Source organism: Arthrobacter sp. TJ-266, assembly GCF_058269115.1.
The window spans coordinates 104941-116721 of the sequence record NZ_JBZCNC010000002.1 but is presented as its reverse complement, the minus strand read 5'-3'; the positions used below and the strand labels follow the sequence as shown (position 1 = coordinate 116721).

At 71.0% G+C, this 11781-nt stretch carries 13 protein-coding genes; 3 read left to right on the top strand and 10 right to left on the bottom strand.

Annotated elements, in window-relative coordinates:
* Positions 1-23: 23 nt before the first annotated feature.
* Positions 24-665 carry an HAD family hydrolase gene (locus AC4D12_RS05345; protein WP_490948887.1) on the top strand — a complete coding sequence of 214 codons (642 nt, stop codon included), beginning with the start codon at positions 24-26 and terminating at the stop codon, positions 663-665.
* Here AC4D12_RS05345 and AC4D12_RS05340 read toward each other — a convergent pair.
* The 8 genes from AC4D12_RS05340 to clpS all read right to left on the bottom strand — a co-directional run bounded on the left by AC4D12_RS05340 (position 564) and on the right by clpS (position 6408).
* A complete protein-coding gene (locus AC4D12_RS05340) occupies positions 564-1367 on the bottom strand; it encodes a GNAT family N-acetyltransferase (protein ID WP_490948886.1) in 804 nt (267 codons plus the stop codon). The genes AC4D12_RS05345 and AC4D12_RS05340 overlap by 102 nt on opposite strands.
* Entirely contained in the window at positions 1364-2044 is a 681-nt protein-coding gene (locus AC4D12_RS05335) for a DedA family protein (RefSeq protein ID WP_490949487.1), read from the bottom strand. The genes AC4D12_RS05340 and AC4D12_RS05335 overlap by 4 nt, the downstream gene beginning before the upstream one ends.
* 92 nt (positions 2045-2136) lie before the next feature.
* Complete coding sequence (gene rdgB / locus AC4D12_RS05330) at positions 2137-2772, bottom strand: RdgB/HAM1 family non-canonical purine NTP pyrophosphatase (RefSeq protein WP_490948885.1); 636 nt, start codon at positions 2770-2772, stop codon at positions 2137-2139.
* Positions 2765-3556 (bottom strand): ribonuclease PH, encoded by a 792-nt coding sequence (gene rph / locus AC4D12_RS05325; RefSeq protein WP_490948884.1) that lies wholly within the window; start codon positions 3554-3556, stop codon positions 2765-2767. Before rph ends, rdgB begins: the two co-directional genes overlap by 8 nt.
* 110 nt (positions 3557-3666) lie before the next feature.
* On the bottom strand, positions 3667-4464 hold the full coding sequence (locus AC4D12_RS05320; protein WP_490948883.1) for an MBL fold metallo-hydrolase: 798 nt from the start codon (positions 4462-4464) through the stop codon (positions 3667-3669).
* Positions 4461-5372 carry a glutamate racemase gene (murI, locus tag AC4D12_RS05315; protein WP_490948882.1) on the bottom strand — a complete coding sequence of 304 codons (912 nt, stop codon included), beginning with the start codon at positions 5370-5372 and terminating at the stop codon, positions 4461-4463. The genes AC4D12_RS05320 and murI overlap by 4 nt, the downstream gene beginning before the upstream one ends.
* 143 nt (positions 5373-5515) lie before the next feature.
* The gene (locus tag AC4D12_RS05310) at positions 5516-6091 is read right to left on the bottom strand and encodes a DUF2017 domain-containing protein (protein ID WP_490948881.1); all 576 of its coding nucleotides are present in this window, start codon (positions 6089-6091) and stop codon (positions 5516-5518) included.
* Between the two features lie 8 nt (positions 6092-6099).
* Entirely contained in the window at positions 6100-6408 is a 309-nt protein-coding gene (clpS, locus tag AC4D12_RS05305; protein ID WP_490948880.1) for an ATP-dependent Clp protease adapter ClpS, read from the bottom strand.
* 177 nt (positions 6409-6585) lie between these two features.
* On the opposite strand from clpS, the gene AC4D12_RS05300 reads away from it, so the two are divergent.
* The gene (locus AC4D12_RS05300; RefSeq protein WP_490949486.1) at positions 6586-7854 is read left to right on the top strand and encodes a nicotinate phosphoribosyltransferase; all 1269 of its coding nucleotides are present in this window, start codon (positions 6586-6588) and stop codon (positions 7852-7854) included.
* A complete protein-coding gene (locus tag AC4D12_RS05295; protein WP_490948879.1) occupies positions 7851-8474 on the top strand; it encodes an isochorismatase family protein in 624 nt (207 codons plus the stop codon). The genes AC4D12_RS05300 and AC4D12_RS05295 overlap by 4 nt, the downstream gene beginning before the upstream one ends.
* A gap of 79 nt (positions 8475-8553) precedes the next feature.
* On the opposite strand, the gene AC4D12_RS05290 is transcribed toward AC4D12_RS05295, so the two are convergent.
* A complete protein-coding gene (locus tag AC4D12_RS05290; protein WP_490948878.1) occupies positions 8554-10335 on the bottom strand; it encodes a DEAD/DEAH box helicase in 1782 nt (593 codons plus the stop codon).
* Positions 10332-11774, bottom strand: coding sequence for an MFS transporter (locus tag AC4D12_RS05285; RefSeq protein ID WP_490948877.1), 1443 nt, complete (start codon positions 11772-11774; stop codon positions 10332-10334). Before AC4D12_RS05285 ends, AC4D12_RS05290 begins: the two co-directional genes overlap by 4 nt.
* Between the last annotated feature and the right edge of the window lie 7 nt (positions 11775-11781).

The following is an 11781-nucleotide window of genomic DNA, read 5'->3' as shown; positions in this document are numbered from 1 at the left end:
ATGTCGCCGTCCTACTCTTGACCATGGCTCGCTCCGACCGCCCCCGCCGCCTCTTCCTCTTCGACTACGGGAACGTGATCTCGACGTCGCCCACGCCCGAGGACTGGGAACTCATGTCCGAGGCGACCGGAGTGCCGTCCCCGCAGGAATCGACGTCGTCCTACTGGCAGCACCGGTTCGCGTACGACGCCGGTTCGCTCACCTCGATCGAGTACTGGTCGCTCGTGTGCGGCGAGCGGGTCGAGTCCGCGAGGGCGTCCTGGCTCGACGTCCTCGACGGCAACCAGTGGTCGCACCCCAACCTCGAGACGCTGGACGTGCTCCAGGACCTGGACGCCCACGGTGAGCGCCTGGCGCTGCTGTCGAACATGCCCGCCGCCATGGTGACGCAGCTGGCGCACGCGCCCTGGACGGGACTCTTCCCCCACCGCTTCTTCAGTTCCTCGCTGGGCCTCGTGAAGCCGTCGGCGGAGATCTTCCGGTTCGTCCTGTCCGAGCTCGGGGTCCAGCCGCACGAGGTGACCTTCATCGACGACGCCCCGGCGAACATCGACACGGCCCTCTCACTCGGGCTGGACGCGCGACTGTTCGATCCGGCCGCTGATCTGTCCCGGGAGCTCGCCCGGCCCGCCCGCGTCGCGCCGATGGTCCCGGACCTCACCTGACCCACCCAGCAGGAACGCCCCGACAGCCTCATCACCCGCGATGCTCGCGGACCAGGAGGGCCGGACGAACTGGTCGCGCTGCAGCAGGAGCCTCTGCTCGTGACCCGGCTCGCCGGCGCGCGCCTCCACGAGGGCGGTGCCGTTCGGGACGTACCCGAGGCGACGCGAGACGCCGAGGGACGCGTGGTTCCACTCGGCGGCGGCCGAGACGGCGGACGTCGCCCCGAGGCGGTCGAAGGCGAACTGCAGCACGGCCGCCCGCATCTCGGTACCGAGGCCCTGACCCTGCGAGGACGCGGTCAACCACGAGCCGGATTCGACCTGCCGCAGCGTGCGGAACCGCCGCGCCATGAGATCCTGCACGCCGATGACCTGCCGGTCGCGGAGGACGGCGAAGGACACGGTCCACTCGTCCGGTCCGGTCTGCGCCCGGGTCCGCCACTGGTACTTCAGGGTCTCGGTCACGAGCACGTCGCGGGGGGCATCCGTCCACGGGACGCTGAACGGCATCACCGCCGGATCGTGGATACCTGCGAGCGCGGCATCGACGAGTCCGGGCAGGTGCTCGTCGCGCAGGGGCGTCAGGACCAGGCGCGGGGTCGTGATGACGAGCCCGAAGAGCGGCCAGACCGCGGCGAGCGGAGCCGCGGCCGGCTGGTCGCCACCCGAAGGCGACGCCGGCTCTGGCACCGCTCCGGTCACTGCACCCGCTTCCTGAGCCGGTGCTTGCGGATCTTCGTGACCACGAACCAGACGGCGAAGAGGATGATCCCGACGATCACGATCCGCTGGAAGATCTCCGCGTACTGCTCCACGACGTGCCAATTCTCGCCGAGGTAGAAGCCCGCGAGCACGAAGATCGAGTTCCAGATGAGGCTCCCCGCGGTCGTGAGCAGGAGGAAGATGCCGACGGGCATGCGTTCGATTCCCGCCGGGATGGACACGAGGCTCCTGAACAGCGGGATCATGCGCCCGAAGAAGACCGCGCGGTACCCGTGGCGGGCGAACCACGCCTCGACGCGGTCGACGTCCTCGATGTCGATCAGCGGCACCTTGGACACGAGACGGCGCATCCTGTCGCGCCCCAGCCAGGCCCCGAGCGCGTACAGCGCGTAGGCGCCCACCACGGAACCGAGCGTGGTCCAGAGGATGGCCTCGAAGAGCGAGAAGTTCCCGCGGCTCGCGGTGAATCCGGCCAGGGGCAGGATGACCTCGCTGGGCAGCGGTGGGAACAGGTTCTCGAGGGCGATCGCGAGGCCCGCACCCGGAGCCCCGATCGTCTCCATCAGGTTCACGGCCCAGTCGGTCACGCTGCCGAGGGCCGAGCCGTCCGAGGAGGTGGTGGCCGCGGTGACCTGCACGGCCTCGACTGTGTGGATGATACTCACGGTGTTCCCGTCTCTTCGGTGGTTCGTGGTCCGCGCTTCGGATGGACCGATCGCGCAGGGGGCTGACGCTCGGGCGTCACGGCTCAGGCCAACGCATCGATCAGATACGGCAGGAGGGCACGGAAGGCGATCCCGCGGTGACTGATGGCGTTCTTCTCGTCGGCGCTCAGTTCGCCGCACGTGCGCTCGGTTCCGGCGGGGACGAGGATCGGGTCGTACCCGAATCCGCCCTTGCCCCGCGGCGCGTGCAGGAGGATCCCCCTCAGCTCGCCACGCTCCGTGTGCGCCGTCACGGTGCTGTCCGGGGGGCCGGCGAGCGCCGCCGCGCAGACGAACGCTGCGCCCCGCCGCCCGTCGGGGAGATCGGACAGTTGCGCCAGGAGGAGGCGCATGTTCGCGTCGTCGTCCCCGTGGGTGCCCGCCCAGCGGGCGGAGAAGATCCCGGGTGCTCCCCCGAGCACGTCCACGGCGAGACCCGAGTCGTCCGCGACGGCGATCAGGCCGGTGGCCGCGGCCGTCTGCTCGGCCTTGAGGAGTGCGTTCTCCTCGAACGTCACCCCGCTCTCGATCACGTCCGGCGCGCCGGCCGTCGCCGCGTCGATCACCTGCGTGTCGACGTCGAGTCCCGGCACCCGACCGCGGAGCAACTCCCGGAGCTCACGGAGCTTGCCGGCGTTCCGCGTGGCGAGGACGAGACGCGGCGCGGGTGCCTCACCCACCGTGCGATTCCCGCAGGGTGTCCACCTGGATGCGGGCGAGCTGCGCCGTGCCGAGCAGCGCGAGGTCGAGGAGAGCATCGAGTTCCGCGCGGTCGAAGGGTGCGCCCTCCGCAGTGCCCTGCACCTCGACGAACTTGCCGGATCCCGTGACGACGACGTTCATGTCCGTCTCCGCGCGCACGTCCTCCACGTAGGGCAGGTCGAGCATGGGCACGCCGTCGATGATGCCCACGCTGATCGCGGCGACGGTGTCGGTCAGCGGGGACGCCGACGCGGGGATCAGTTTGTTCTCCTTGGCGTACCGGATGGCGTCGGCGAGCGCCACGTAGGCTCCCGTGATCGCCGCCGTGCGGGTTCCGCCGTCGGCCTGCAGCACGTCGCAATCCAGCACGATCGTGTTCTCGCCGAGCGCCTTGGTGTCGATGATGGACCGCAGCGAACGGCCGATCAGACGCGAGATCTCGTGGGTACGGCCGCCGATCTTCCCCTTGACCGACTCACGGTCCGAGCGCGTGTTGGTGGCCCGTGGCAGCATCGCGTACTCCGCGGTGACCCAGCCCCTCCCCTCGCCCTTCAGCCACCGGGGAACACCGCTGGTCAGGGATGCGGTGCAGAGCACGCGCGTATTGCCGAACTCGATGAGCGCGGACCCCTCGGCCTGCTTCGACCAGCCGCGCGTGATGCTGATGGCGCGGAGCTGGTCCGGCGTGCGGCCGTCGGCTCGGAGCGCGGGGGAGCCGTGTGCGGCAGCAGGGAGCTCGGAGCTCTGGTTCGGGGGGGTCATGGTCCCCAGTCTAGACGGGGGCCTGAAGGCACGACGTGAACAGCTGGACCTTCGCGCGACGTCTCCACAACGACGCGTCACGGCGCCGGACGCTCAGGTTGAGCAACCGGTCAGACGGAGTAGGAGACGCCGGCCACCGCGACGGCGAGGTGGCCGTCGTAGCTCTCCCTCGCCTCGCTCACGGCGAGGTTGGCGTCGTTCCAGACCGGCAGGTGCGTCAGGAGCAGCCGTCGCGCCGAGGCTTCCGTCGCCACGGCACCCGCGCGCTTGCCCGTGAGGTGCACACCCGTGATGGCGTCGTCGCGCCCCTCGTGGAACGCCGCCTCGCAGAGGAAGATGTCGGCGTCGCGGGCCGCGTCGACGAGACCGTCGCATGCGTCCGTGTCACCCGAGTAGGTCAGCACGTGCGGGCGCACGACGCCGGACGCGTCGGCTTCCGCCACCTCCACCCGGAGCGCATAGGCCTCCTCGATGGGGTGCAGCACGCGGTACGGCGTGACGGTGAACGGCCCGATGCTCACGGGCCCGCGGTCCGCCCAGGACCGGAAGTCGAAGTCCTCGTGCATCCCGGGGTCGGGATCAAGGCCGTAGGCGCTCGCCATGCGGTCCGCGGTCGCGGCCGGACCCCAGACGGGGATGCGGGGCAGTCCCCAGCCGGAGGGGTCCCAGTGCACGGCCACGTGGAGACCACAGAGGTCCATGCAGTGGTCGGGGTGCAGGTGCGAGAGGAACACACCGTCGATCTCCCGCAGATCCATGTAGCGCTGGAGGGCACCGAGGGACCCGTTGCCGAGATCGAGCAGGATCCGCCAGGTGCGCCCCTCCCACTCCGCACTCAGCAGGTAGCAGGACGCCGGGGACTGCGGTCCGGGGAAGGATCCGCTGCAGCCGACGATCGTGAGTTTCATGTGCGCGGGAACCCGGCGGCCGCGATCATCTCCGGCGTGATCCGGGCCAGGCTGCCGGTGGGGTACTGCGCGGCCACGTGATCCACGTGCTGCACGCTCACCACCTCCGGCCCGAGGAATCGGCGCGCCAGGACCTCGAAGCTCGTCGAGTCCCCGGTCGCGACGAAGCGGTGCTCGCCCGGCGCATCGCCGCGCCGTTCGAGACCGTGGGAGACGAGGGCGCGGTAGACGTCCTTCGCGGTCTCCTCGGCGCTGGAGACGAGGGTGACGGCGTCGCCCATCACGTAGGAGATGACCCCGGTGAGGAGCGGGTAATGGGTGCAGCCGAGCACGAGGGTGTCCACGTCGGCGGCCTGCAGCGGCGCGAGGTACTCCTCGGCCGTGCGCAGCAGCTCCGGCCCGCCGGTGATGCCGGCCTCGACGAACTCGACGAAGGCGGGGCACGCGACCGAGGTGACCTCGAGGTGCGGTGCGGCGGCGAACGTGTCGTCATAGGCCCGCGAGCCGATGGTCGCGGACGTCCCGATGACGCCGATCCGGCCCGTGCGCGTGGCCGCGACCGCCCGGCGGACGGCCGGCTGGATGACCTCGATCACGGGGATGCCGTAGCGCGCGGTGTAGCGCTCGCGGGCGTCCCGGAGGACGGCGGCCGACGCCGAGTTGCAGGCGATCACGAGCAGCTTCACGCCGGAGTCCACGAGTTCGTCCATGACACCCAGGGCGTGCGCCCGCACGCGGGCGATGGGCAGCGGCCCGTAGGGTCCGTTCGCGGTGTCGCCCACATACATGATCGATTCGTGGGGCAGCTGGTCGATGACCGCCCGGGCCACCGTCAATCCCCCGACACCGGAGTCGAAGATGCCGATGGGCGCTTCCGCACGGTCAGCGGGCAGGGGCTGTTGACTCATGATCCCTCGAGAATATGGTGTGCCACCGACGAAAACTATCCGTCGGTCCGTGCGATGTGTCACAGCGCGTGTCATGGGGGACATCGCGGCAGGTGTCCCGTCTCCGGACGTGCGTCCCGCCCGCGGAGGGCCTTCCGCGGCCGTCAGCGCTCGAGCTTCGCGGCTTTCAGCATCGCCTGCACGAGCGACTCCTGGAGCCACGTGACGAAGTTGTAGACGAGCGCCAGGTAGGACTCGACGTCGTCCACGTCCTTCGAGTCGGCGATGTCGTGCAGGCGCTCGGCGTCCTCCTCCGTCTCGATGCTCAGGCGGTCCGCGAGGACCAGCCGCACGTCGTTGAGGGCCTGCGCGAACAGGCGCGCCTGGTCGTCCCCGAGGGTCATGGGACTCGACTCCGTCAGCAGGGCGGTACTGCGCAGGGCCCCGATCTTCTGCTCGCGCAGGGAGCGCTCGGTGAGACGGCGGAAGGCGAGGGCCTCGTCGTCGTCCCCGCGGACGGCGTCGGGCAGGAGCCGCCGCACGGCGGAGTCATCCGGGGCGCTCGCGTCGGCGTCCGCCCCGGACATGCCCACGAGCGCCGCCAGCGGGTCCTCGCTCGGTGCGGTGTCGGGCTCGAGCATGGAGACGACGTCGTCGAGCAGTGCACGCAGCAGGCGCGCCTCGCCGGGCTCGAGCGCCCCGGTGATGCCGCGACGCGTTGACTTGAAGGGTTTCGCCATGGGGCGGACTACTCGCTTCCGGCTTTTTCGAAGGTGGCCCAGAGTCCGTAGGAGTGGAGCGCGACGGTGTCCTGCTCCACCTTCTCCCGTGTACCGGAGACGACGGCGGAGCGCCCCTGCTCGTGGACCTCGAGCATGAGCGTGCGGGCCCTGGCCTCGCTGTAGCCGAAGTAGGTCTGGAAGACGTAGCTGACGTAGCTCATGAGGTTCACGGGGTCGTTCCAGACCACCACCACCCAGGGCTGGTCGAGGTCCGTGCGCTCGGCGGAGCGCACCTCCTCCAGCGTGTCCGTGCCGGTTGCGAAGCCTACTGTCATACCGCCCATTCTAGGTCGCACGGCCGGGTGCCGCCGCCGGGTACGCAGGAGGACAGGCGCCCCGCTATCGTTCTGAGGGTGACCATCCCCGTGACCGGCGCTCACGCGTCCCGTACGCCCCCCGCCCCGGTGATCGCGCAGAACAGCGCGCTCTTCACCGACCAGTACGAACTCACGATGCTCCAGGCGTCGCTGCACTCGGGGGCGGCGCACCGCCGCTCCGTGTTCGAGGCCTTCGCCCGGCGCCTGCCGGCGGGCCGCCGCTACGGCGTCGTCGCCGGGACCGGGCGTCTGCTGGAGGCGCTCGAGACCTTCACGTTCGACGACGTGCAGCTCGGCTTCCTCGCCGACCACAGGATCGTCGACGACACCACGCTCGCCTGGCTCGCCGACTTCCGTTTCCGCGGATCGATCTCCGGGTACGCGGAGGGCGAGGCCTACTTCCCCGGGTCGCCCATCCTCACCGTCGAGTCCTCGTTCGCCGAGGCGTGCATCCTCGAGACCCTCGTCCTCTCGATCCTCAACCACGACAGCGCCATCGCCTCGGCGGCCTCGCGCATGACAGGCGCGGCAGCCGGTCGGCCGTGCATCGAGATGGGCTCGCGCCGCACGCACGAGGAAGCGGCCGTCGCCGCGGCCCGCGCCGCCGTGATCGGTGGCTTCGCGAGCACCTCGAACCTGGAGGCCGGCCGCCGGTACGGTCTCCCGACGGTCGGGACCGCGGCGCACTCCTTCACCCTCCTCCACGACTCCGAGCGGGCGGCCTTCGAGGCGCAGGTCGCCTCGCTCGGCCGCGGCACGTCGCTGCTCGTGGACACGTACGACGTCGAACAGGGCGTCCGCACCGCCGTGGACGTCGCAGGACCCGAACTCGGTGCCGTCCGGCTCGACTCCGGGGACCTCGTGGCGCAGGCGCGATGGGTGCGCCACCTCCTGGACGACCTCGGCAACACCTCCACGAAGATCGTCGTCACCTCGGACCTCGACGAGTTCGCGATCGGTCTCCTCGCCTCCGCGCCGGTGGACTCCTACGGCGTGGGCACCTCCCTCGTCACCGGGTCCGGTGCCCCCACGGCCGGGATGGTCTACAAGCTCGTGAGCCGGGAGGGGGACGACGGCGCCTACGTGTCCGTGGCGAAGGCCTCCAAGAACAAGGCGTCCCTCGGCGGCCACAAGGACGCCCTCCGCCGCCTCGACGAACGCGGCGTCGCGCAGGCGGAAGTGGTGGGGATCGGCATCAGCCCGGCCGACGACGGCAACGACCGCCCGCTCGTCCAGCACTTCGTCCGCGACGGCGTCCTCCTCCCCGGGTGGACGGGCGCTGAGGCCGTCACCCGCGCGGCCGAACGGCACACGCTCTCGATCGCCGAACTCCCGGGCGCCGTGCGGCGCCTGCAGCGCGGCGAGCCCGTCATCCCCACCGAGTACGAGGAGGCAGCACCATGACACGCGCACTCATCATCGTGGACGTGCAGAACGACTTCTGCGAGGGCGGTTCCCTCGCCGTCGACGGCGGCGCACGCGTGGCCGCGGACATCAGCGACCACATCGACGAGCAGACCGGGTCCTACGACTACATCGTCGCGACCCAGGACTGGCACATCGATCCGGGGGCCCACTTCAGCGAGACCCCCGACTTCGTGGACTCGTGGCCCGTCCACTGCGTCGCAGACACCAAGGGCTCGGACTTCCACCCGGACCTCGACACCGAGAGCATCGACGCCGTGTTCCGGAAGGGACAGTTCGAGGCCGCGTACTCGGGCTTCGAGGGGGTCAAGGCCCCGGAGGACGAAGTGCCCACGGGAGAGCAGAAGCTCGGCGGGGGCTCGGTCGAGACCGACGAGGATCCCTTGACGCTCGACGACTGGCTCCGGGACCACGAGGTGGACGACGTCGTGGTGGTGGGCCTCGCGACCGACTACTGCGTGCGGGCCACCGCCCTCGACGCGCTGCAGGCGGGGTACGGGGTCTCCGTCATCGCGGATCTCACGCGCGGGGTGCATGCGGACGGCTCCGAGGACGCCCTCGACGAACTCGAGTCCGCGGGGATCGAACTCCGCCGCTAGACGCCGCCGGACCCCGCAGGACCCTCTGGACCCGCGCGTCGGCGCCGCGCCCACTCCAGCGTGGCCCGCGCGCGAAGCCCTACTTCTTGCCGATGAACCAGTCCTGCAGCTTCTGCAACCGGCGCTGCAGCTGATCCTCGTTGGCCTGGGCGACGGCCGGGCCCCCGCACTGACGCCGCAGTTCGGTGTGCACCTGGCCGTGCGGCATACCCGTGCGGGCCGCCCACGCCGAGACGTTCTTGGCCAGCTGGCCGCGCAGTTCGGTGAGCTGGCGGTGGTCGACGACGAGCGGCTCGGCCGCGGGGGCCACGGCGCCGCCCCTCGCCTTCCGGCGTGACTGCTGCTCGTGCTGGCGCTGGCGCAGCAGCTGGCCCACCTGGTCGGCGTCGAGCAGGCCAGGGATGCCGAGGAAGTCCTGCTCGTCCTCGCTCCCCAGCTCCCCGCCGGTCCCGAACTCGCCGCCGTCGAACAGCACGCGGTCGAAGGACGCCTGTGACTCCAACGCCTCGAACTTCTGCTTCGTGAGGGAGTCGGAGGCCTTGTCCTCGCGGTTCGCGGCCTCCATCAGGCCGTCCTCGAGGCCGAAGCCCTCGTCGTCCTTGTCCGGGCGGTCGAGCGCGTGGTCACGCTCCAGCTCGAGCTGGTTGGCGAGCGCCATGAGGTTGGGGACCGAGGGCAGGAAGATCGACGCCGTCTCACCGCGGCGTCGTGCACGGACGTAGCGGCCCACCGCCTGGGCGAAGAACAGGGGCGTGGCGGTGGAGGTCGCGTAGACGCCGACCGCGAGCCGCGGCACGTCGACGCCCTCCGACACCATGCGCACCGCCACCATCCAGCGCTTCTCGCCCGCGGAGAACTCCTCGATCTTGCCCGAGGCCTTCGCGTCGTCGGAGAGGATCACGGTCGGGGACTCCCCCGTGATGCGCTTGAGCTGGCCCGCGTACGCGCGGGCGTCGTCGTGGTCCGTGGCGATCACGAGGCCCCCGGCGTCGTGCACCGTCCTCCGCACCTCGGTGAGGCGCTTGTCCGCCGCCGCGAGGACCGAGGGGATCCACTCACCGGCGGGGTTGAGCGCCGTCCGCCACGCCTGGGCCGTGATGTCCTTCGTGACGGCCGATTCGCCGAGCGATGCCGCCATCTCCTCGCCCGCACTGGTACGCCACCGCATCTGACCGGAGTACGCCATGAACATGACGGGCCGCACCACGTGGTCCCTCAGCGCCTGGCCGTAGCCGTAGGTGTAGTCCGCCCGGGAGCGACGGATCCCGTCGCGATCCTCGACGTACTCCACGAACGGGATGGCGGCCGTGTCCGAGCGGAACGGCGTACCGGTCAGGGCGAGCCGGCGCGTGGCCGGCTCGAAGGCCTCGCGGATGCCGTCGCCCCAGGACAGGGCGTCGCCGCCGTGGTGGATCTCGTCGAGGATCACGAGCGTGCGGGCCGCCTCGGTCTTCGCGCGGTGCAGCATCGGCTTGCTCGCCACCTGCGCGTAGGTCACCGCGACGCCGATGAACGCGCCTCCGTGCCGCCCGTCGGCGTTCTTGAAGTTGGGGTCGATCGCCAGACCGACCTTCGCGGCGGCGTCCGCCCACTGGCGCTTGAGGTGGTCCGTGGGCGCCACGATGGTGATGCGGTTGACCACGCCGCGGTCCACGAGCTGGGTGGCCACGCGGAGCGCGAAGGTGGTCTTCCCGGCGCCCGGCGTCGCGACCGCGAGGAAGTCGCTCGGCGACTCGTCGAAGTACTTCTCGAGCGCCTCGCTCTGCCACTGGCGGAGCTTCGGCGCCGTGCCCCAGGCAGCGCGTTCAGGGTAGGCGGGAGGCAGTGCTGCGCCGGCTCCGAACAGGGTGTCACTACTCACTGCCGGACAGTACCTTCCATCGACGTGCTGGGGGTGAGGTGGGTGGTGTGGGCTGTGCCCGCCCCTCTCGAACCCGAAACTATACCTGCTGCCGTGAACGCCCAGAGAGCCAGCCAGATCGCAACGAAGGTGGGTATGTGTCCCGGGTCGGCCTCGTCGAGCAGGAGCGCGTAGAGGGCGCCCGCGCCTGCGGTTCCCACCACGCCTCCCAGCTGGTCGGAGATCTGCAGTGCGGCCGAGTTGCGTCCCTGCTCCCGCGTGGCGGAGAGCTTCAGCACCAGGACCGACGTGCTCGAGAGCGTCATGCCCATGGCGAAGCCCGAGGCGGCCCAGACGACGGCGAGCAGCCAGAGGGGCGCTTCCGTGGCCGTGGCCAGCGCGAACCCGCCCAGGGACGCCGACAGGATGGACGGGCCGATCACGAGGAGCCACTGCCGCCCGATCCTCACGCGGGCCTGCACGAACGAGCCGCCGCTCCAGCCGAGGGCCCCGGCGCTCAGGGTCAGGCCGGCGATCCCCGGATCGAGGCCGCGGGAGGTCACGAGCATCAGCGGGATGAACGCCTCGGTGCCGAAGAAGGACACGGTCACGAGACCGCGCGTGGCGATGATGCTCGGCAGGCCACGCGCCAGCCGCAGCGTACCCGGCGGCAGCAGGGGCGGGAGGGCGAGGAGCACGACGACGACCCCGGCGGCAGCGATGCCCAGGAGCCCCAGGACGGTACCGGCGCCCGGGTCTGCCAGATCCGCGAGATGCACGAGGGACCACTGAGCGGCGAACACGCCGCCCGCGAGGGCGAAGCCCCGGACGGTCCTGGCCTTCGCGGACCCGCTGTCCGGTGACGCGATGGGTCCGAGTGCGCGCGTCCTCGGCCAGACGACCAGGACGGCCGCGAGGACGATCGGCGCGACGCCGAGGAACACCCAGCGCCACCCGACCTGTTCCGTGACGAACCCGGCGACCACGGGGCCGATCAGCGCGGGGAGGACCCACGCGGCGGAGAGCCAGCCGAAGACCACGGGCTGCGCCGATTGCGGGAACGAACGGCCGATCACCACGTAGACGGCGACGATCATGAAGCCGCCACCCAGTCCCGAGACGGCCCGGCCCGCGGTGACGAGCCAGAACTCCGGCGCCGCGCCGGCGGCGAGCAACCCGAGGATCATGAGGGTCATGCCCACGGCGAGGGCGGGCCGCGGCCCGCTGCGGTCGCACCACGAGCCGGCCACCACGGTCCCGAGCAGGGAGGCGGTGAGGTACATCGAGAAGGCGAGGCCGTAGCTGGACGTCCCCGAGAGCTCGCTCGCGACGGCCGGCATCGCGGTGACGACCGCCATGGCCTCGAAGGCGGCGCAGGTGATGATGGCGAGGATGCCGAGGGTGAGCGGACGCAGCTCCGCGGACATGGCTCCGGCTCCGGGGCTCACGGTCTGCACCATGCCTCCC